General features: G+C 41.6%; 23 protein-coding genes and 1 pseudogene. 14 read left to right on the top strand and 10 right to left on the bottom strand.

The genetic code is table 11. The features are described 5' to 3' along the window. Window positions 1-30 precede the first annotated feature (30 nt). Window positions 31-765, bottom strand: coding sequence for a hypothetical protein (locus ACM44_RS06235; protein ID WP_048499151.1), 735 nt, complete (start codon window positions 763-765; stop codon window positions 31-33). A 69-nt stretch (window positions 766-834) separates the two neighbouring features. Then, the gene (locus ACM44_RS06230) at window positions 835-1,557 is read right to left on the bottom strand and encodes a DUF2189 domain-containing protein (protein WP_048499150.1); all 723 of its coding nucleotides are present in this window, start codon (window positions 1,555-1,557) and stop codon (window positions 835-837) included. 122 nt (window positions 1,558-1,679) lie between these two features. On the opposite strand from ACM44_RS06230, the gene ACM44_RS06225 reads away from it, so the two are divergent. Both ACM44_RS06225 and ACM44_RS06220 read left to right on the top strand, forming a co-directional pair. Continuing rightward, window positions 1,680-2,657, top strand: coding sequence for an aminodeoxychorismate synthase component I (locus ACM44_RS06225; protein WP_048499149.1), 978 nt, complete (start codon window positions 1,680-1,682; stop codon window positions 2,655-2,657). After that, entirely contained in the window at window positions 2,641-3,267 is a 627-nt protein-coding gene (locus tag ACM44_RS06220; protein ID WP_048499148.1) for an aminotransferase class IV, read from the top strand. The genes ACM44_RS06225 and ACM44_RS06220 overlap by 17 nt, the downstream gene beginning before the upstream one ends. On the opposite strand, the gene menD is transcribed toward ACM44_RS06220, so the two are convergent. After that, window positions 3,264-4,934, bottom strand: a complete 1,671-nt coding sequence (gene menD, locus ACM44_RS06215; protein ID WP_048499147.1) for a 2-succinyl-5-enolpyruvyl-6-hydroxy-3-cyclohexene-1-carboxylic-acid synthase — start codon at window positions 4,932-4,934, stop codon at window positions 3,264-3,266. The genes ACM44_RS06220 and menD overlap by 4 nt on opposite strands. Before the next feature lie 454 nt (window positions 4,935-5,388). On the opposite strand from menD, the gene ACM44_RS06210 reads away from it, so the two are divergent. After that, window positions 5,389-6,336, top strand: a complete 948-nt coding sequence (locus tag ACM44_RS06210) for an isopenicillin N synthase family dioxygenase (RefSeq protein WP_048499146.1) — start codon at window positions 5,389-5,391, stop codon at window positions 6,334-6,336. 99 nt (window positions 6,337-6,435) lie between these two features. On the opposite strand, the pseudogene ACM44_RS06205 reads toward ACM44_RS06210, so the two are convergent. Both ACM44_RS06205 and ACM44_RS06200 read right to left on the bottom strand, forming a co-directional pair. After that, window positions 6,436-6,681, bottom strand: a pseudogene (locus tag ACM44_RS06205) (HepT-like ribonuclease domain-containing protein); the annotation flags it as partial. 97 nt (window positions 6,682-6,778) lie between these two features. After that, window positions 6,779-7,066 (bottom strand): nucleotidyltransferase family protein, encoded by a 288-nt coding sequence (locus ACM44_RS06200; RefSeq protein WP_048499145.1) that lies wholly within the window; start codon window positions 7,064-7,066, stop codon window positions 6,779-6,781. Between the two features lie 213 nt (window positions 7,067-7,279). Here ACM44_RS06200 and ACM44_RS06195 point away from each other — a divergent pair, with 213 nt between their 5' ends. The 11 genes from ACM44_RS06195 to ACM44_RS06145 all read left to right on the top strand — a co-directional run bounded on the left by ACM44_RS06195 (window position 7,280) and on the right by ACM44_RS06145 (window position 17,271). Next, window positions 7,280-9,406 (top strand): elongation factor G, encoded by a 2,127-nt coding sequence (locus ACM44_RS06195; protein ID WP_048499144.1) that lies wholly within the window; start codon window positions 7,280-7,282, stop codon window positions 9,404-9,406. 126 nt (window positions 9,407-9,532) lie between these two features. Then, a complete protein-coding gene (locus ACM44_RS06190) occupies window positions 9,533-9,967 on the top strand; it encodes an RrF2 family transcriptional regulator (RefSeq protein WP_048499143.1) in 435 nt (144 codons plus the stop codon). Between the two features lie 116 nt (window positions 9,968-10,083). Further along, window positions 10,084-11,220: a DUF2249 domain-containing protein gene (locus tag ACM44_RS06185; RefSeq protein WP_048499142.1), complete on the top strand. Its 1,137-nt coding sequence runs from the start codon at window positions 10,084-10,086 to the stop codon at window positions 11,218-11,220. A gap of 57 nt (window positions 11,221-11,277) precedes the next feature. Then, window positions 11,278-12,558: an NAD(P)/FAD-dependent oxidoreductase gene (locus tag ACM44_RS06180; RefSeq protein WP_083993655.1), complete on the top strand. Its 1,281-nt coding sequence runs from the start codon at window positions 11,278-11,280 to the stop codon at window positions 12,556-12,558. 51 nt (window positions 12,559-12,609) lie between these two features. Beyond that, a complete protein-coding gene (locus ACM44_RS06175; protein ID WP_048499140.1) occupies window positions 12,610-13,104 on the top strand; it encodes a hemerythrin domain-containing protein in 495 nt (164 codons plus the stop codon). A 36-nt stretch (window positions 13,105-13,140) separates the two neighbouring features. Then, the gene (locus ACM44_RS06170) at window positions 13,141-13,977 is read left to right on the top strand and encodes a DUF2249 domain-containing protein (protein ID WP_048499139.1); all 837 of its coding nucleotides are present in this window, start codon (window positions 13,141-13,143) and stop codon (window positions 13,975-13,977) included. Between the two features lie 21 nt (window positions 13,978-13,998). Continuing rightward, window positions 13,999-15,270: a hypothetical protein gene (locus tag ACM44_RS06165; protein WP_048499138.1), complete on the top strand. Its 1,272-nt coding sequence runs from the start codon at window positions 13,999-14,001 to the stop codon at window positions 15,268-15,270. Continuing rightward, window positions 15,267-15,596 (top strand): metal-sulfur cluster assembly factor, encoded by a 330-nt coding sequence (locus tag ACM44_RS06160; RefSeq protein WP_048499137.1) that lies wholly within the window; start codon window positions 15,267-15,269, stop codon window positions 15,594-15,596. The genes ACM44_RS06165 and ACM44_RS06160 overlap by 4 nt, the downstream gene beginning before the upstream one ends. A 90-nt stretch (window positions 15,597-15,686) precedes the next feature. Then, on the top strand, window positions 15,687-16,457 hold the full coding sequence (locus ACM44_RS06155) for an alpha/beta hydrolase family esterase (RefSeq protein WP_048499136.1): 771 nt from the start codon (window positions 15,687-15,689) through the stop codon (window positions 16,455-16,457). An 83-nt stretch (window positions 16,458-16,540) separates the two neighbouring features. Further along, complete coding sequence (locus tag ACM44_RS06150) at window positions 16,541-17,032, top strand: hypothetical protein (protein WP_048499135.1); 492 nt, start codon at window positions 16,541-16,543, stop codon at window positions 17,030-17,032. A gap of 56 nt (window positions 17,033-17,088) precedes the next feature. After that, window positions 17,089-17,271: a hypothetical protein gene (locus ACM44_RS06145; protein ID WP_048499134.1), complete on the top strand. Its 183-nt coding sequence runs from the start codon at window positions 17,089-17,091 to the stop codon at window positions 17,269-17,271. Window positions 17,272-17,381: 110 nt separating this feature from the next. Here the strand turns inward: ACM44_RS06145 and ACM44_RS06140 are convergent, their stop codons facing one another. The 5 genes from ACM44_RS06140 to ACM44_RS06120 all read right to left on the bottom strand — a co-directional run bounded on the left by ACM44_RS06140 (window position 17,382) and on the right by ACM44_RS06120 (window position 20,723). Then, window positions 17,382-17,903: a hypothetical protein gene (locus tag ACM44_RS06140; RefSeq protein WP_048499133.1), complete on the bottom strand. Its 522-nt coding sequence runs from the start codon at window positions 17,901-17,903 to the stop codon at window positions 17,382-17,384. A gap of 117 nt (window positions 17,904-18,020) precedes the next feature. Beyond that, window positions 18,021-18,323 carry a type II toxin-antitoxin system RelE/ParE family toxin gene (locus ACM44_RS06135; RefSeq protein ID WP_152669308.1) on the bottom strand — a complete coding sequence of 101 codons (303 nt, stop codon included), beginning with the start codon at window positions 18,321-18,323 and terminating at the stop codon, window positions 18,021-18,023. Continuing rightward, window positions 18,311-18,535, bottom strand: coding sequence for a hypothetical protein (locus ACM44_RS06130; RefSeq protein WP_048499131.1), 225 nt, complete (start codon window positions 18,533-18,535; stop codon window positions 18,311-18,313). Before ACM44_RS06130 ends, ACM44_RS06135 begins: the two co-directional genes overlap by 13 nt. Before the next feature lie 90 nt (window positions 18,536-18,625). Then, window positions 18,626-20,002 carry a tryptophanase gene (locus tag ACM44_RS06125; protein ID WP_048499130.1) on the bottom strand — a complete coding sequence of 459 codons (1,377 nt, stop codon included), beginning with the start codon at window positions 20,000-20,002 and terminating at the stop codon, window positions 18,626-18,628. A 100-nt stretch (window positions 20,003-20,102) separates the two neighbouring features. Next, window positions 20,103-20,723, bottom strand: coding sequence for a DUF502 domain-containing protein (locus ACM44_RS06120; RefSeq protein ID WP_048499129.1), 621 nt, complete (start codon window positions 20,721-20,723; stop codon window positions 20,103-20,105). Between the last annotated feature and the right edge of the window lie 69 nt (window positions 20,724-20,792).

The raw sequence follows: 20,792 nt of genomic DNA, 5'->3' as shown, positions 1-20,792 counted from the left end.
TTCAAATGTACAAATATTTTAAATCTGTTCTTAACTTTTGAACTCAACCTGTTTCGGTCTTCCTAAAAATGCGGTGTAAGCAGAATACATTACCACAAGGAAAAACATGAAAGTGAGCAAAATCCCGACAAAACACAGCAGAATCCCCGATAAACTGATGAGCAAACCTAAAACCGAAGTTCCAAGCATGACTCCATAATTTTCTTTGGCAATTTGAAACGACTTGCTTATTGCATCACCAAAACTTGCATTTTCAAAGAGCAAAATTGGATACCCCAAGAGCAACAATGGCATCACGAAAAATCCAGGTAAAACACACAAAGCAAATGAAATTGCTAGAATGATGCTCGAAATAATGCTGTAAATCAATATATTAACCAGATTTTGTCGGTAGCCGATAAACAAATCTGAAATCTGAATTTGCTCCTTGAAATCATATTTATTCGCAACGTAGATCAAACCCACATAAAGCGGAGCCATCAAAACGCCCACCAATCCAGACAACCCGTAATAGACTCTCATTCCCGGAATTTCCCAAATTCTTAGCGACGAGTAGTCTCCCGAGGAATCTCGGATTTCTTCCATCATCATTTTGGAATCAAATCCTGAAATTGCCTGAATCAGCATAGAGGCAACAATGTAAATCACCATTGCCAAAAGTGCATACAGAAAAACTCCTTTGTAAGTTTCCAGGGCGTGAGAAATAATTGCACCCGTCGATTTTTGTGGTGCCGAAGGTTGATCGAATTCTTGAAAAGCGTCCATGTTATTTATTTTTAAGGTTTATCAAATATAAAATTTTTCATGAAACTTTCAGTGAATTCAAAAACAATTTTAAGAAAGCTCTTTAAAATAATGTTGATAAAGCGAATAAATCATCGCATTCCAAAAAGGAAAAGTGAAGAGGAAGCCGAATCCAAACAGCAAAATTCCGCTCAGACCAAATAATAGTGCAACAAACAGCGCGACCACCATCGTGGGAAAATCACGGCGTAATCCTTTTATGGTAATCGCAATTCCATCAAAAGTTTTCACATCCATAAAAAACATCAGCGGAACCGAAAACAAAGTGATGAAAATCCAAACCAGTCCCAACACCAAAAGCGAGTTGCCATAACTGAAGACGATAAACCAAAACAGGTAAAATCCAAAATATTTGAAAAAATTAAAACCTAAATATCCGGCGAATAAATCGTTGAGTTCGGGTTTTTCGCCCAGATCGATTTTTCGGTAGATCTTATAAAATCCCACATTCAAGGGATTGAGCAATGCAAGCAGAATGAAAACGGACAAAATGAAACTGCCCATCTGCGGCAGTGCGGCAAATTCCTTCATTTTTTCGTTCAGTGCGGGAATGTTGTTTTTGGACACTTCCAGATATTTTGCGTATTCTTCCCATAAACCAAAACGCTGGAAAAGGTAGAGATAGCCGAGAAAAAACAGCGAAAAAAACAAAAGGCTGTAAATCAGTTGAAATGAAAGCGTGCGGTTCCAATAACTGAATGCGTCTGAAAGGATCGCTTTGAGTTCGGGTTTCGGCGGGTTGTTTTGTTCCATTCCGCAAAAATAGGGAAAAGAAACAATCCCGAAGAATCTGGGCGCTTCTCGGAAAGAAGAAATAGAATCAAGACTCAGAAAAAGGATGCGGAGTTTTTTGGTAAAATCTTACTTTTGTGGGAATGAATTCAGAAGTACAGAAAAATTTCGATAGAATGGATCAACTTTCAGAAGAGGGAGTTCCGTTCTTTTTTATGGTGGATTTCTTAATGGAAAATGTGGAAGTTTTCACTGAAAATATACTGCCGGATTCAGGATTATTCATTGATTTTAAAGGTTTTAAAAACAGCAGTCTTCAGGAAAGTCCGAATAAAATATTGGAATTGCACTCATTTCCGGAAGCGATGGTGGAATACAGAAAAGGATTCGATTTCGTGCAGAAAAATCTCAATTTCGGGAATTCCTACCTCGCCAATTACACCTGCAAAACCGAAATTGAAACCAATTTTTCTTTGGAGGAAATTTTTCTTTTTTCAAAGGCAAAATACAAGGTTTTGCTCAAAGACAGGTTTGTGTTTTTTTCGCCGGAAACGTTTGTGGAGATTATAGATGATGAGGTTTTCACATTTCCAATGAAGGGAACCATAGATGCTTCCAAAGAAAATGCGGCGGAAGTTTTGAAAAACGACGTGAAGGAAAAAGCGGAACATTATACCGTGGTGGATTTGCTCAGAAACGATTTGAGCATGGTTGCAGATGAGGTGAAAGTGAATGATTTTCAACGGATTGATTTCATTGAAACCAAACAAAAAAACCTCTATGCGATGAGTTCTGAGATTTCCGGGAAACTGAAACCCGAGTTTCAGCACAAAATCGGAAGCATCATGAAAACGATTCTTCCGGCCGGTTCCATTCTGGGAGCGCCTAAACCGAAAACCTTGGAAATCATCTTGGAAGCAGAAAATTACGACCGCGGTTTCTATTGCGGAGTTTGCGGTTGGTTTGATGGGAAAAACCTGGATTCCTGCGTGATGATCAGGTTCATAGAAAAAGAAAATGGAAAATTATTCTTCAAAAGTGGTGGCGGAATCACGCATTTAAGTAAATTAGCCGACGAATACCAAGAAATGATCAACAAAATTTATGTTCCAATTCTTTGAAAGCATCAAGATAGAAGACCAGGAAATTTCCCTGCTGGATTTTCACCAAAAACGTGTGAATGAGACTTTTGCGAATTTCGGGAAGGAAGGTTCCATAGATTTGGGCAAGATTTACAAGTCGCTGAACCATGATGAAGACGGACTATTCAAACTGAGGATTTCTTATGATTTAAATAAGGGTTTTAGAACCCAATTGATTCCTTATGCGATTTCCGAAATCTCGGATTTTCAGCTGGTAGAAAACAATTCCTTCAGTTATTCCTTCAAATTTGAGGACAGAAAAGAATTTGAACGGATGAAGATTAAAGCCAAAGCAGACGAAATCATCATCGTGAAAAACAACCATATTACCGACACTTCCTTTTCCAACCTGCTTTTTCAGAAAGGGAAAGAATGGTTCACGCCATCGACTTTCCTCTTAAACGGCGTTCAAAGACAACATTTGCTGAAAGCCAAAAAGATCAAGGAAACGGAAATCACGCTGCAAAACATCCAGGAGTTTTCGCATTTTCAAATCATCAATGCGATGAACGATTTCGATGATATGTTCATCTATCCGATTTCCAGAATCACCAATCTTCCAGAAAATGGGGATTATTTGGAGCTTTAGGAGTTTTTCAAAAATTCAAAGTACCCTTTCAAAACATCGGCGTTTTCAACTTTGGAGGTATCAACCTCTAAAATTTTCGCCTTTTCATCAGGTTTAAAGAAGTTTTCCAAAACCCGCAGAAGCGTTTCCTCATCGTCCACTTTCGTATAACCAAATCCGAAATGCTTCGCCAGAAGTTCTGCGCTTTTATGGTGTTTTGTCAAGATGAATTCGTCTAAAGCGTTCGTGGAGCTTGGTCCGGGAATAATCTTGAAAATATCTCCACCGCCGTTATTGAAAATGATAATTCGGGTATACGGCGGTATGTAATTGTTCCAAAGTCCGTTGATGTCATAGAAGAAACTCAGATCTCCCGTAACCAAAACCGTCTGGTTCGGACTGCGCATAGCAAATCCCATAGCGGTGGAAGTGGAGCCATCAATTCCGCTGGTTCCTCGGTTGCAATAAACTTTGTTTTTATTAAAGTCAAAAAGTTGCGCATAGCGTATTGCAGACGAATTGCTGAAATGCAGGTTGATATTTTCCGGCAGTTTATAGGAAAGGGATTCAAAGAATTTGAAATCCGAAAAGTTGCTCAAAAGGCAATATTCCTGATGCCTCAAATCTTTTTTGTCCCGCAAAATATCCCACAAATTGTAGTACGGTTGTGGTTCTAATTTGGCGAAATTCAGCAGTTTCGCGAAGAAATTTTCGGCGGTGGCTTCAATTTTTTCGGTTAGGGAAAAGAAAGTGTCCGGATGCCAAACTTCGTCGATATGCCAATGGCTTTTCGGTTTTGCTTTTCTCAAAAACTGTTTGATTTTTTTGGAGACCACGTTTTGGCCGATCGTGATCAAAAGTTCCGGAGCGTAAGTTTTGAAATCTTCTTCCTTAAAATTATAGATATACCGGTCAATATGCGAGAAAAACTTTTCGTTCTTCAGATTAGAATTGGCTTCGCATAAAATGACCACACTGTGATTTTTAACCAGCTGAGACAATTGCATTTCCAGCTCCTCGCTGTAATCTCTGGTACCGACTAGAATCATGATTCTTTTTGCGGTATTCCATTCTGCGGCTAGGTTTGACGGGAGTTCGTAATGGGGTTTTCTGATGGTTTTTTCAATGGGCGGAAACTTTGGGATTTCCGTAATCAATTCGTAAAGAGGTTCTTCCAAAGGAATATTGATGTGGACCGGACCTTTTTTCTCGAAACAAAGTTCCACCGCTTTTTTGATGAGATCGAAATTGGTTTCATCTGCGCCTTCCTTTCCATCTTCCAAAAGTTGAAAGTCTCCATAAGAATGCTGCGCAAAAATCTCTTTTTGGCGAATGGTTTGCCCATCAAAAATATCCACAAAATCGGTTGGACGATCTGCCGTTAAAATCAAAAGCGGGATATTCTGGTAAAATGCTTCGGTAATTGCTGGATAATAATTTGCTGACGCCGAACCGCTTGTGCAAGTGATGGCAACTGGTTTCTTCTCGCTTTTCGCCATTCCCAAACCGACGAAACCGGCGCTTCGTTCGTCCACGATGCTGTAACAGTTGAAACTTTCCAGTTCCGAAAAATGGATGGCTAAAGGTGCATTTCTGGAACCCGGCGAAATCACGATATTGTGGATTCCGTACTGCTCTAAAAGATGTGCTAAAATCTGGATGCTTCGTTTGGAAGAGAACTGTTTCATTGGAAATTTTGAATGGATGCAAATTTAGTCATAATAATTCTTTTCCAACTTTTTTAAGCGGGAAATGGATTTACTTTTAATGGTCCGCCAAGTGCTTTCAGATTTTTACTGCCGCTGAAAGAAGTGGTGGTTTTCAGTTAATTTGATTAAGCTAAATCCTATTTTTTTTCGAAAAGTTAATTTTTGATCTCATTATTCCGCCGCTGATGAACGCATATTCACCAAATTGGTTGTTCGAAACAAAATCTTTGCTTTTGCCCATAAATCCCTTTATGTTGCGGATCATTTCTTCTTGTCCTCAAAATAATTTTCATGGGTGATTTCCGGAGGCTACAAAACGGGTGAAAACAATCTCAATGATCATTGTGAATTGTTTTATACAAATCATTTCAACGAGATTTCTGCTCCGGTAAATTTTCCCTATTTTTGCAGCCGTAATTTTTAAGCAAATACAATGAATCAAATTCCTAGTGTGGATTTGCGTGATTTCCTTTCGGACAACCCGGAACGCAAGCAAAAATTTGTAAATGAAATCGGAAAAGCTTACGAAGAAATCGGCTTTGTTGCCCTGAAAGGTCACTTTCTGGATGACGAGTTGGTTGATGAACTTTATGGCGAAGTAAGAAATTTTTTCAACCTTCCTGTGGAGACCAAACAACAATACGAAATCCCGGGAATCGGCGGACAGCGCGGTTATGTGGGATTCGGTAAAGAAACCGCAAAGGGTTTCAAAAAAGGTGACCTGAAGGAATTCTGGCATTTTGGACAATACCTTGACGAAGGTTCAAAATATGCCGAAGTTTATCCCGAAAATGTTACGGTAAAAGAAACCCCGAAATTCAACGAAGTTGGGAAAGTGGCCTTCCAAATGTTGGAAAAAACCGGTGTTTACGTTTTGAGGGCGCTCGCGTTGCATCTCGGATTGGATGAATTCTACTTCGACAAATTTGTGAAAGAAGGGAACTCGATTCTTCGTCCGATTCACTATCCGCCAATTACGGAAGAACCGGAAAATGCTGTTCGTGCAGCGGCACATGGCGATATCAACTTAATCACCTTGTTGATGGGCGCTCAAGGAAAAGGGCTTCAAGTTCAAAACCACGATGGAGAATGGATTGATGCGATTGCTCAACCGGATGAGTTGATGATCAATGTGGGAGATATGCTTTCCCGACATACTAACAACAAACTGAAATCCACGATTCACCAAGTGGTCAATCCGCCAAGAGAATTGTGGGGAAGCTCCAGATATTCCATTCCGTTCTTTATGCATCCGGTAAGCGAAATGCCGCTCAATGCTTTGGAAGGGACCTATGATGAAAACAACCCCAAACTTTATCCGGACACTACTGCAGGTGAATTCCTGCACGAAAGATTGGTGGAATTGGGACTTATTAAGTAAGGGTTTTCACTTTATATAGTAGAACGGGCAGAATTTTTCTGTCCGTTTTTTTTGTGATTCTTCCATAAGATTGCTGAATTTGGAAAAAGGGGCGGGATGTTAAGGCTTACTTAAATCGGAAATTATTTGTTCTATCTGTAAATTGAGTATGGGAATATCGTGGACGGCTGTTTCCCAAATATTTTCTAAATCAACGCCAAAGTATTCATGAGAGATAAAATTTCGCATTCCACGCATCAGATTCCATTCAACTTCAGGATGTTTTTCTTTGGTTTCGTCAGAGATATGGTTGGACGCCTCACCGATGATTTCAAAATTTCTAATCATGGCATCCTGTTCAATCCACTTAACTTCAAAATTTTAAAATGTTCTTGAAATTTTGACCAATTCTAAGATTTTTATGATGCAGTCTTTAATATGACCTAATCTGAACAAGTCTTTCTCAGTTTTCATAAATCACTTTTAAGTCCTCCATAATGGTAGGTTTCAATTTTGGATGCGCATATTTCTCTGAAACCAAATCAATTTTTTTATTGAGTTTTTTCTCCAGATCATCTTTGATTTGCAGAAGTTTAAATAGTCCTATTGAATTTTCAAAGACATACAGGATATCAATATCACTTTGATCATGATTTTCCCCACGGGAAAAGGAACCGAAAATCCCAATTTTTTTCGGATGAAATGGTTTTAAAGTATTGATAATGATATTAATCTGTTGTTGATTAAGCATGATAGTACAAATGTAACAAAAATTCGGACTTCAAAATAATCTGCCAAATGTCATTCCTTCAAATCTTTATTTTTTGGCAAACCAATTTAAAAACTTCGTAACTTTAGTTTTCCAAAAAATGGAGGAAATAGGTTCAAATGCAGTAGCGTCATTTCTTGAAATACCAAACGTGAAATCCATTCAAAAGTCAAACTTTAAACAAAACAGATAGTTATGAGTGCTGAAACCAAAAATTTACGAAACGTGGTCATGCTCGGACATTCCGATAGCGGGAAAACCACGCTCATTGAAGCCATGTTATTTGAAGGCGGGGAGATTAAGCGCCGCGGAACTGTGGAAACACAGAACACCGTGAGCGACAATACCGATTTGGAACACGAAAAAGGCAAAACTATTTTCTCCCACCAAATGTTTGTCAACTGGCGCAACAATAAAATCAACATCATCGACACTCCCGGATTTGACGATTTCGTAGGTGAAATCGTTTCTTCTTTGAAAGTCGCCGATACCGCAGTAATCGTCTTGAACGCAGCAAACGGTGTGGAAGTAGGAACCGAACTCGTTTGGGAATATGTGGAAAAAAACCACACGCCGACTATTTTCGTCATCAACCAGATGGATCACCCGAAGGCGGATTTCGAGAAAACTTTGGAACAGGCAAAAGAAAGATTCGGCCCGAAACTGGTTCCTATTCAGTATCCATATAATTCCGGACCCCACTTTAACCAGATCATCGATGCGCTGAGAATGGTGATGTATGAATTTCCGGAAAACGGTGGAAAACCTGAGAAAAAGCCGATCCCGGAATCTGAAATGGAAAAAGCCAACGCGATGCACAACGCTTTGGTGGAAATCGCGGCCGAAAATGAGGAGGGGTTAATGGAAAAATATTTCGAGGAAGGAAATCTTTCCGAAGAAGAATTGGCAAAAGGAATCACCATTGCCATTGCAAACCAGCAGTTTTTCCCGGTTTTCGTGACCAGCGGTTTGAAAGATATGGGAAGTGGAAGATTGATGGGATTCATCAACGATATCGCGCCGTCACCAGCAGATCGACCGGCAAGGAAATTGGAAAACGGTGAAGAAATCACATACGATCCGAACGACAAAACAACCATTTTTATCTATAAAACCTTATCCGAACCGCAAGTGGGAATGGTTTCTTATTTTAAAGTTCTGACCGGAAAATTGAAGGCAGGAGACGAACTGGTCAATGCAAACAATGGCGAAACAGAAAGAATCTCGCAAATATTTTTGGCTAAAGGAAAAGACAGGATTCCTGTAAATGAACTGGTCGCCGGAGATTTGGGAGCCACCGTGAAATTGAAATACGGACACTCCAACAATACTTTGAATACAAAAGGTCTGGATCGAAAAATCCGCCCGATGGAATTCCCGGAAAGCAGAATCAGAAAAGCTGTTTCCACAGATTCTTCAGCAGATATGGAAAAATTGGTGACCGCACTCAACCGAATTTCTGAGGAAGACCCCACTTTGAGGGTAGAACAATCTGCGGAATTGAAACAAACTTTGCTTCACGGTCAAGGTCAGTTGCACCTGGATTTGGTGAAACAAAGACTGCAGGACGAATTTGGCGTGAAAATGAATTTCAGTAATCCTAAGATTCCGTATAGAGAGACGATTACCTCTAAAGCTGATGCCGATTATCGCCACAAAAAGCAATCCGGTGGAGCAGGACAGTTCGGGGAAATCCACATGCGTGTTGAAAATTTCTACGAAGGAATGGAAGAGCCAACCGGAATGAGCATCCGCCAAAAAGAAATCGAGGATTTACCATGGGGCGGAAAACTCGCTTTCTACTGGTGCATCGTGGGCGGAGCAATCGATAACCGATACATCGGTGCCATTAAGAAAGGAATTATGCAGCAGATGAAAGAAGGTCCTTTAACCGGCTCTCACTGCCAAAATATTCGTGTTTCTGTTTATGACGGAAAAATGCACAGTGTGGATTCCAACGATATTTCCTTCCAACTCGCGGCTTCCGGAGCGTTTAAAACTGCTTTCCACTTGGCGAAACCTCAACTCTTGGAACCGATGTATGCTGTGGAAATCCTTTGTCCGGACGAAGATACTGGTGATGTAATGGGAGATTTGCAAACCAGACGCGCCGTGATTTCCGGAATGGATTCCGAAGGACATTACCAAAAAATTCTGGCAAATGTTCCTTTAGCCGAAATGCATGATTATGGTTCCACACTTCGCTCCATTACGGGAGGAAGAGCCAAATTCAAAATGAAGTTTTCGGATTATCAACTGGTTCCGCCAAATGTGCAGCAGGAACTGGTGAAACAACATGCTGTAGAAAGTGTGGAAGTTTAACCCGAATAGTTTTATTGAATCCTCTGAGCATTTTTCTCGGAGGATTTTTTTATGCTTAAATTTAATTAAGACAAATTTGTCCTATTTAAAAAATTATCTTTACCTTTGTCGGGTAGAATTAGAGATATGCTTTCGAAAACATGTGAATATGCGTTAAGGGCGATGATTTACATCGCGCAGCAATCCAAAGACGGAACCATGGTAAATATCAAAGAAATTTCGGAGAAGATTAATTCTCCCGAGCTTTTCATCGCGAAGATTCTGCAGGGATTGAGCAGGCAGGGATTTTTGCAATCTGCAAAAGGGAGATACGGCGGATTTTATATCTCGGATAAAGCGGCGGAATTTTCTTTGGCAGACATCGTGGAAGCCATTGACGGAGATAAAATGTTTCACGGTTGTGGTCTCGGTTTGGCATTCTGCTCGGAATCCAATCCTTGTCCGATACACAATGAATACAAGGAAGCGAGAGACCAACTCTATAAAATCTATGGAAAGGTCACTTTAAGCAGATTCAGAAATGAAGATGTGGACGAAGTTTTGCAATTAAAAAGAGGATGAAAAATTTTTAAACCTAAAAAGGATAAAATGGTCTTATTTTTTTTGATTAATTTTTTAATGGAAAGACCCATAAATATCGAATAAACCAATTTTTAAACAAATAAATCTAAACAACAATGGCAACACTGGAAACTTTGGACGTTACCAAAATAGAACCTCGCCTGAAACACCCCACCGTTTTTAAACATTTCGACGCTCTGGAAGCAGGTGAAAGTTTCATCATAGAAAACGACCATGATCCGAAACCTTTATATTACGAGCTTCTTGCCGAAAGAGGAAATATTTTCACCTGGGAATATCTGCAGAAGGGACCGGAATGGTTTATGGTGCAGATCGCGAAAAATCCTGCCGAAGAAACCAAAGAGGAAGCGAAACCTGAACCGAAGGAAACTTTGGACGTGACCAAAATTGAACCAAAATTCAAGCATCCGACGATCTTTCAACATTTCGATGCACTGAATCCCGGCGAAAGTTTCATCATTGATAATGACCATGATCCAAAACCGCTGTATTATGAACTTTTGGCGGAAAGAGGAAATATCTTTACCTGGGAATACCTTCAAAAGGGTCCGGAATGGTACAAAGTGTTAATCGCAAAAAATCCGGCAGAAAAACAAACTGCTAAAGGTGCGATTCCCGAAAAGGATGTGAAAAAGGCGGAATTGCTCAAAGAAAAAGGAGTGAAATTCGGCTGCAGCGATTCCGGTTCAAATTCGGCTAAAAGTGATGATTTCGATGAATGGGAGCTTGATGAACTTGCAGACTATATCGTGGAAAAACACCATCAGTACATCAAAGATAACGCGGAAGCACTGAATGGTTTGGCGATCAAGGTTTCCGAACACCATGGAACAGATCATCCGGAGCTTCACCGGGTTGCAACCCAGACTCACCATTTCCTCCAGGATTTATTGGATCACATTGCCAACGAAGAAGGCGTGCTTTTCCCGGTCATCAAACAAGGTTTGGCGAAAAGAAGAAATCCGGAAGAAAAAACGACTTATGAAGTCGGGACTTTGGATTTGCCGATCAGGGTTTTATTAAAGGATCACGAAATTGCAAATGAGGACCTGAATTTGATCAGGAGAATCACCCACAATTTCACGCCTCCTAAGAATGCATGTAACTCATTTTCCTTCCTTTATGGAAAACTTAAAGAATTTGAGGCAGATTTAAACGAGCACTTCCGGCTGGAAAACGATTACCTGTTTCCAAAAGCTTTGGAGCTGGATCGGCAACTTACGGAAGTTTAATTAAAAAGCGTTGTTAGCGCTTGAAGCGCTAACAACGCTCTACCAACAGCAAAATCAATTATTGTGAAAAAGAAAATAGCCGTCATCGGCGGTGGATTTGCGGGACTTCAGTTCGTGAAACACATTGATAACAAGCATTACGATGTGCTTTTGCTGGATAAGTCCAATCACCACCAGTTTCAGCCGTTGTTTTATCAGGTCGCGGCTGCGCAGCTGGAACCTTCGAGCATCTCGTTTCCTTTCCGGAAAATTTTTCAGAAAAGGGAAGGAGTCCGTATTCAGATGGCAGAAGTAAATTCGGTAAATCCTGATCAACAAACAATTTCAACCGATGCCGGAGCATTTGGATATGATTATTTGGTCATTGCAACCGGCTGCAAAACCAATTATTTCAACAACTCGGAACTGGAAAAATCCGCATTGCCACTGAAAAGCACTTTTGAGGCAATCCAGATCAGAAACAGGGTCTTAAGGAATTTCGAGCGCATCAATTCCACCCAAGATTACAACAGCGGTCTAAACAATATCGTGATCGTGGGAGCCGGACCGACCGGTGTGGAATTGGCCGGTGCTTTTGCAGAAATGAAAAAGAATATCCTTCCAAAAGATTATCCGGAAATCGACACTTCGAAAATCAGGATTATCCTGGTCGAAGGAAGTGGAAAAACGCTTGGAAATATGAGCGAACTGGCTCAAACGGCCTCTTTGGAATATTTGAAAAAACTAGGAGTGGAGGTCTTGCTCAACCGTTTTGTGGACCGGTATGAACATGGAAATCTGATCTTGAAAGACGGCTATGCCATCAAATCCGAAAATGTAATTTGGGCGGCAGGAGTTACCGGAAATATCATCGAGGGTTTTTCAAAGGAAATCATTCAGGGAAATAGATATTTGGTCGATGATTTCAACAAAATAGAAGGATTCGAAAATATTTTTGCGGTGGGAGACATTGCGATGCAGATTTCCGAAAAATATCCAAAAGGTCACCCGCAAGTGGCAAATGTTGCCATCAATCAGGCGAAGAATCTGGCCTTGAATTTTAATAAAATCATTAAAGGGAAAACGATAAAACCTTTCCTGTACAAAGATCAGGGAAGCATGGCGACCGTTGGCAAATACAAAGCCGCGGTGGATTTGCCCCTGTTCAGTTTTAAGGGATTTTTCGCATGGGTTTTCTGGATGTTCCTGCATTTAATGCTGATTCTGAGCGTTCGGAATAAACTCATCATCTTCATCAATTGGATGTGGACTTTCTTTACCAATGATTCTTCACTACGCCTTATAATTGCGGAAAAGGGGAGTTTAAAGCTTAAAAAACCACAATGGATTTATCAATAGATGATTCAAATTGTGGTATTTAAAGGCAAATATTAAGGCAAAAAAAATGATATGGAAAAAAAACCCATCAAACGAAACGAAAACATCGTCCCGATTTCCCGTGAACATCACGCTACACTGCTATTTTGCTGGAAACTCAGAAAAGGCGTGAAAGCCGAAGTGCAACCCGAGCGAATGAACAGGTACATCAACTGGTTTTGGAAACATCATCTGGAGCACCATTTCCAGTCTGAAGAACAGTTGCTTTTCCTTGATGTGGAAGATGAAATGGTGAACCGTGGATTGAATGAACACAGACTGATTATTGCTAAAATCAACGAAATCAATGTGAGAACCGAGGAAAAAAGTTATCCGCTTTATCTGGAACTCGCAGATTTGATAGATGACCACACCAGATTCGAGGAGCGGCAGCTTTTCCCATATCTGGAAAATAAACTTTCAGTAGAGGAACTCCAAAAAATCGGGGAAATCCTTCACGGTGAGGAACACAACGCTTTGGAAGACTATGACGATGAATTTTGGGCGAAAGAACAGATTCAAAAATAATAGCGCGAAAACGGACCATAAAATCGAAAATTGAAGATGAAAATAATTACGGCAAAAACAAAAATATCCGAGTTGATTAAAGAGAATTCGCAATCTGTGGAAGCCATCGCCTCCATTGCAAAACCACTGGAAAAACTGAAGAATCCGATTTTAAGAAAAATCATGGCTTCCCGGGTAACCATTGCGGAAGCTGCGAAAATGGGCGGCGCGAAAGTGGAAGACTTCAAAAGGGTGCTTGCTCCGCTCGGATTTGTTTTCGAGGGAATGGAATCGCCAAAAGAGGAAACTTCGCACGAGCCGAGACCGGGCTGGCTACAAAACGCCCCGAAAGAAGATATCGATTTTTATGATGTTCGTCCGATTATTGATGACGGAGCCGATCCGCTGAAGGAAATTCTGCACCGCTTCAAGGAAGTTCCAAACGGGAAGATTCTTTGTGTGGTCAATAATTTCGTTCCTACTCCTTTGATCCATCTTTTGAAGCAGCAGAAAGCCGAAGATTCCTTTGTGGAAAACATTTCCGACAAAGAATTCCACACCTATTTCCTGAAGAAAAAGAAAGAGGAGGAACCGGCTTCCGAAACCGCAGACAGCAAAGTGATAATGCACGATGCGGCACATTTCGACGAGGTTCTTTCCAGATTTGAAGAAGGCCAACTCACCAAGATTGATGTGCGCGAACTGGAAATGCCCGGTCCCATGCAGGCGATTCTCGGCGAACTGGAAACGCTTCCTGCCGGAAACGCGCTGTACATAGACCACAAAAGGATTCCTGTGTACCTTTTGGAAGAGTTGGCAGAAAAAGATTTTGAGGTCCACATTCACAATATCGAAGAGGGAAATGTGAGGATGCTCATTTTTTACAAAAAATAATTTCTAAACCGAATTCAAAAAGTGGCAGAAATCAACATCGGTAAAGCACCGGGAAACAGCGCAATTCTTCCGTTTTATGCAACAGGAGCAGTGGTTTTTCTGGTTCTTTGCGTGGTGATGTTTTTGACGCCGGAATCCTTTACCCGGCATTATTTCACCCCGCATTTATTGACCATTGTGCACCTCGCCGCTTTGGGATGGGGAACGATGATTATTTTTGGGGCGGTTCATCAGTTGCTGCCCGTGATTTGCGAGCAGGATCTCTACAGCGAAAAAATGGCTTCCTTAAGTTGGTACACCCTCACTTTGGGTATTATTTTGCTCACCTGGAAATTTTGGAACCTCGATGTGGGTTGGGTGATGATTTCGGGTGGTTCGCTCATCGTTTTTTCGGTGGTGCTTTTTGTGGTGAATGTGCTGAAAACCGCCAGGATTTGCGCCAGATATTCCGCCCAGAAAATGTTCATTACCGGTTCGGCAATTTGGTTGCTTTTCACGGTTTCTGTGGGGCTTTTGTTGGCAATCAACCTGAAGATGAGGTCGTCCATTTTTCCGATCAGCCATTTGGAGGTGCTGAAACTTCATGCGCACATGGGAATTGCGGGATGGTTTCTGCAGCTCATTGCGGGCGTTTCCACCAAACTGGTTCCCATGTTTTTGTTGGGGAAATCTACCAAAGAATATTTGCTGAAAAGGGCATTCTTTTTTCAAAACCTCGGGTTAATTTTATTTTTGATAGACGGCTTTTTCTTCCAGATCACCTGGCGGATTTTCATTGAAGCAGGTCTCGTTTTTCTCGGAATCGTCTTTTGGCTGACGTATCTTTATGATGCCTACAAAAACCGTTTGCGAAAAAGGGTCGAACTCCTGATGAAGCATGCCTTTCTTTCCTTTTTAAGTTTAATAATAGCGGTGCTTATCATTCCCGTGGTTTATTATTCCGAAGGTTACCGATGGGTGATGGTTTATGGGACGCTGATTTTCCTGGGTTGGATCACCAATATTATTTTAGGAAAAACCTTCAAGACCTTGCCTTTCATCATTTGGAATGGCCATTACAAACACCTTTCGGGGAAGGTGAAAGTGCCGCTCCCGAAGCATTTGTATAGCGAGCGACTCACCATTTGGCAGTTCCGGATTTTTATCGCGGCGATGCTCACTTTCGCTTTAGGACTGATTTTGCAGCATTTAGTCGTCATCAGAATCGGCCTTTTCCTGTGGGTGGTTTTGGCGGTGATTTATAATGTGAATGTCTTTAAATTACTCTTACACAAAACAAAAAAATTAGCATGACTTTCGACGAAAACGATAAAAATTACGACTTCCAAAGACGCGCAGAAATGGTGCTCTATGAAGTGATGGATCCTGAATTAATGGTCAATATCATCGATTTGGGATTGGTGTATGACATTGATTTCCCGGCTGAAGATAAAGTGCACGTGTTGATGACTTTGACCTCGCCATTTTGTCCGATGGGTGACGCCATCAAAATGGGGGTGACCAACGCCCTGGAAAAAGAATTTCCGGAAATAGAAGTGGAAATAGAACTCACCTTCGAACCCGCCTGGAACTATGATTTTGTCTCCCCGGAAGGCATGATGGAGCTGCAGAATCGGTAGCTGGTTTTTTGAAATGGGCAAATCACGCATAACTTCGCTTTTATTGAAATAAGAAAACCGGCAATTTTTTCGTTTACCTCAAAAAGTTATATGAAAAACATTTTGATTTTTCTGCTGGCAGCGCTGTCTCCATGCTGTTTTGCACAAAAGGAATTCACTTTCAATATCAATGGTGCCGAGCGAAAAGCGCTGATTTATGAACCAGACAAAACCGGCGAAAAAATTCCCGTGGTCTTTGTCTTTCACGGACATGGCGGCAACGCAAAGCACGCATCGGGAACCATGCCTTTCCAAAAATATTTTCCGGAAGCTTTGGTGGTCTTCATGCAGGGCATCCCCGGGACTTCGGGCTATGTGATCGATAAAAAGGGACTGCTGAACGGTTGGCAAATGTTCCCGAACGAAAATGGAAACCGGGATGTGCTTTTTTTCGACGAGGTTTTAAAGCAATTGCAGAACAAATTCCACTTGGATTCCGATAGGATTTACTTGGCGGGCCATTCCAACGGTGCGCGTTTCGTGAATGTTTTGTGGAAAGAAAGAGGCGACAAGATCGCGGCCATCTGCTCCGTGGCCGCACAGGGAGGTTTGATGGTGAAGAATGCAAAGCCTGTTTCGATCTGGATGAGCATGGGCAAAAATGATCCGCTGGTTCCGTACCGCATGCAGAAACAGTCCATCGATATCGTGGCGTCCAATTTGAAAACGGACGCTAAAACCGCCGTGGTAAAAGGGGACCAAACTTTTTATAAGGGAATCAATGATACGGAACTTGTCGTGGAAGAACGCAATGCCGGACACGAATTTCCCAAAGAATCCCTCCCCGAAATGGTGGCGTTTTTCAAAAGGCATCACAGGTAGAACATCAAATAGGGTGTTTTCACGGGTGTTTAGTTGACTGGGTTATAGTATTTTCTTAATGCTAACCATTAAAACTTATAGTTATGCCTTTAACAAATCTCAACAATGCACATCTCACCCCGGCTGAGATCGCTGCCGCAGAAGACGCCCTCACCCAATTGGAAACTACCCTCGCAATGCTGACGGTGACCCTGACTCCCCATGAGCGCATGATCTACGGAAGCATCAACGAGCAAAACAAACTCCTGGTCAACAAGGTGTGGGATTACCGCCAGAATATGCCCAACCTTTCGGTGCCGGATCTGGATTGGACGGAGTTTGAAAACGATTACAAAAGCCGCTTGGTAATGGAAAATCTGGAGAACCGTTTGGGTGCCTTGCAGGAAAAAATCAAAAACACCAAAATCTTGCACGATCACGACAATTACCAAAGCGCGCTGGAAGATTACGCCTACACCGTTTACAGGGCCGGCTCCCAGGTGGCGGGTTACGAAACGAAGATGAACGAGCTGAAGCAGTTCTTTTTGTCGAGAGGCAACAGAAAACCCCCTGGTGAACAGCCGAGTGGCGAATAACTGGCCAACATTTCACTACCATATCCCTGCCTCGTGCGGGGATTTTTTATGCAATCGTGGTTCCGAGGCAACACAACGCGGTTGCAGACCGGGAATTCGTGGTTCGGGACCGGGACATCGTGGTTTGGAACCGGGAATTTGGGGTTATAGACCGGGAATTTGTGGTTTGGGACCGGGAATTTGGGGTTGTGGACGTCAAGGATGGGTATGTGGACGTATCATTTGGTGTTGGAAAGTAAACTGGCTAAGTAGCGGGCGCAAAGTGGGGAGGCTTTGGTAATTGAAGCTTTGTAAATGCAAAAAAAGATCCGTTCAGCAATGCCAAACGGATTTTGTGGTTTTTACTACTTTATTGTTTTTGTCCAATTCTTGAATTAACAACATTCCACTTTTCTAGATCTCTTTTAAGGATGTAAATATTTTCCTGAAAATAACCAAGTTTATCCCACTTTGTAACTACAATAAAAGCCATCTGATCATTGCTGAGGAAAATTGGACTTGAAACCTGAAAGGTGTTTTTATTACTTTTTGCAGTGTTATATTTCAATTTAGGATTAATATCTTTTATAATATTTATTCTATTCAGCTCATAGGTATTATTAAGAATTTTTAAAGAATCAGTTTTAGTGTAATTTGGGTAAGCGTTTAAAATCTCTTCTATATCAACAGAAGGATATTGATAGATTATATTATCACGCTCATTCGATGAATATACTGTGAGCGGGAGTATTTCTGGATTAATTTTATTCGTTAGCGAATGGTAAATACAGATGCTTTGAACTATTCTGTTTAATTCTTCGTTTTGTTGTGTTTCAGAATTATTACAGCCAAAAAATAAAATAAGTGAAAAGGTGATGAAAAATCTTATCATTGATAAGGGTGTAAATTAGCAGCAACTCTCAAATATCCAACTAAAAACTCAATCCACCAAACAATAATTACCTACAACATAGCGAATTAAAAAATCCGCTCAGCAATGCCGAACGGATCAAATGCCTAAACCATGTTTGTGATGATCTTCGTGGGTGCTCTTGAAAGCAATGATATTTATCGTGCGCTGCGTTACTTTATAATAAATGTAAAATTGATTGAGCATCGTGATTTTTAAAACAGAAAGTTCGGTATTGGTCGTTTTGCCCAGATGAGGATTAGAGATCAGAATTTCCTCAAATCTTTCTACTTCCTGCATTATTTTCAGCGAATATTCGGTGGATTTGTTGTGCTCAATCCAATATTCCAGGGTCGAATAATACTCCTGTTCCGCTTCGGGCATCCACCTTATCTTGAACATATTTCTCTTGCCTTATTGCGGATTTCGGTACTGTCTTTTCCCAATCCCTGTTTCAGCTCTTCCAGTCCTTTCTGTATGCTTGGCAAATGTTCCGCCGGAATTTCTTCCTCTTCACTTTCTATCTTAACCACTTCAATATCCAATGATTGCAGCAGCTTTTTTAAGGTTGCCAGACTGAAATTATTTGGGTTGTTGATCGTAATGGTTGTCATGTCGGTATATTATTTATTCAAAATTACGCAAAAAAAAACATTGCTGAAGCTCAAAACATCAGCAATGCTCCTCATGATTTTCTCTAAATTTTAAGCTTCCTCCAGTTTCACGGTGAAGTGTCTCAGGATTTCAGATTCCCACGTGATGTGATACCCTTTCAGAATCTCGTCTCGTCGGTCGAAAACGTTTTTCACCGCTGCCGCGATATAATCCATGTGGTTGTTCGTGTAGGTTCTGCGCGGGATGGCGAGGCGAACCAGTTCCAGTTTTGGGTAGCGGTTTTCTCTGGTGTCCGGATCGCGGTCTGCCAAAATGGTCCCGATTTCCACCGTGCGGATTCCCGCTTCCTTGTAGATTTCGTTGGCCAGGGTTTGTGCGGGGTATTCCGCTCTTTTTACGTTGGGCAAAAACTTTAAGGCATCGATGAAAACGGCATGTCCGCCAATCGGCTTCTGGATTGGGATTCCGTATTCAATCATCTTGTTTCCGAGATATTCCACCTGCGATATGCGGCTTTCCAGATAGGGGAATTCCGTGGCTTCATTCAAGCCAACCGCCAATGCGGCCATGTCTCTTCCCGCCATGCCGCCATAGGTGATGAACCCTTCATAGATGATGGTGAAATTGGATGCGGCGCGGTAGATTTTTTCATCGTTTAGGGCGATAAATCCGCCGATATTGACCAAGCCGTCTTTTTTGGAACTCATCGTCATTCCCACTCCATAAGAAAATACCTCTCGCGCGGTTTCCTTTATCGAACGGTTTTCCTGGCCTTTTTCTCTTTGTCTGATGAAATAGGCGTTCTCTGCAAAACGCGCGGAATCGAAATAAATCGGGATTCCGTAACGGTCTGAAAGTTCTTTCACGGCCCTCATGTTTTCCAGGGAAACCGGTTGTCCGCCGGAAGAATTGCAGGTAATGGTAATTAAACAGAACGGAATTTTTTCTTTCGGATAGATTTGGTAAACGTGCTCCAATTTTGCCAGGTCTATATTTCCCTTGAATGGATATAGGTTTTCAATATCGAAAGCTTCGTCCACCGTGCAGTCGATGGCATGTGCTTTTCTGAATTCAATGTGTCCCTTTGTAGTGTCAAAATGCGAGTTTCCGGGAACCACGTCGCCCTCTTTCACCAAAACTGAAAACAGCACGTTTTCGGCGGCTCTTCCTTGGTGCGTGGGGAGCAGGTATTGGTAGCCGGAAATTTTTTGCACGGTTTCATGCAGCTGCTGGAAGCTTCTGGAGCCGGCGTAGCTTTCGTCGCCCGTCATCAGGGCGCCCCATTGTTGGTCGCTCATGGCGCCGGTTCCGGAATCGGTTAACAGATCGATAAATACCTGCGATGATTTCAGGTTGAATAAATTGTAATTGGCTTCTTTCAGCCATTGTTCTCTTTGTTCGCGGGTGGATTGTTGGATTTCTTCCACCATTTTTATTCTGAAAGGTTCAGCGTATGGGAGTTTCATAAATAATGAATAATTAATAAATAATGATTGGAAATTGAGAGTTTTAAACAAAAATTGGGGCTACTGCCGTTTCTTTGTTCATTATTAATTGTTCATTATTTCATTCCGGTGCCTTGAAAACATTGTCATCAGAATGGAAACCTGCAACGCCGCCGCTCACGGCAAACTTCATCGCTTGCGCTGCGGAAACATTTTCGAGATGCACGATATTGGTGGCCAAAACAAAAACCACCCAACCGGAAACCGCATAAGAATGCGGCAGATAAACCGAAACGTAATCCGGATAACCCACTGAGCTCAAATCATTTTGGGTTAAAAATCCCACGCGCCAAATCTCCGGATTTTCACCGGTCTTGATGAGTACGGGTTGGTTGAATTTCTTTTTGTCGCCCACGAATGAGGTCATCACATCTTTCAGCGAGGTGTAGATGAATTTGATTCCCGGGGTGTGCTCCAGGAGATAATCGAAACTGTCGACCACCACACGCCCGATAATGAATTTATTGCCTAAATATCCGATGAGTGTGGTCCCCAGAATCACAATCAGAAAGGTGATTCCGGGATACAGTTTCTCCGAAAGGGCGGGGATGATGTTATCGATAGTCGAAACAATGTACCAGATGATCCACACGGTGAGCGCAAACGGCCCGATAATGAGCAATCCCTGAAAAAATGATTTTGCCAGAGTGTTGAGAAGTTGTTCGAATCGGGTACGGTCCATTGACGTTTTCAGACTTATTGTTAATGATGGTAAAAATACTAAAAATCCGAAAACCTGGGCTAAAAAATA

The organism is Chryseobacterium koreense CCUG 49689, from assembly GCF_001045435.1.
GTDB classification, from domain to species: Bacteria; Bacteroidota; Bacteroidia; order Flavobacteriales; family Weeksellaceae; genus Kaistella; species Kaistella koreensis.
This window is presented reverse-complemented; position numbering and strand designations above follow the sequence as displayed.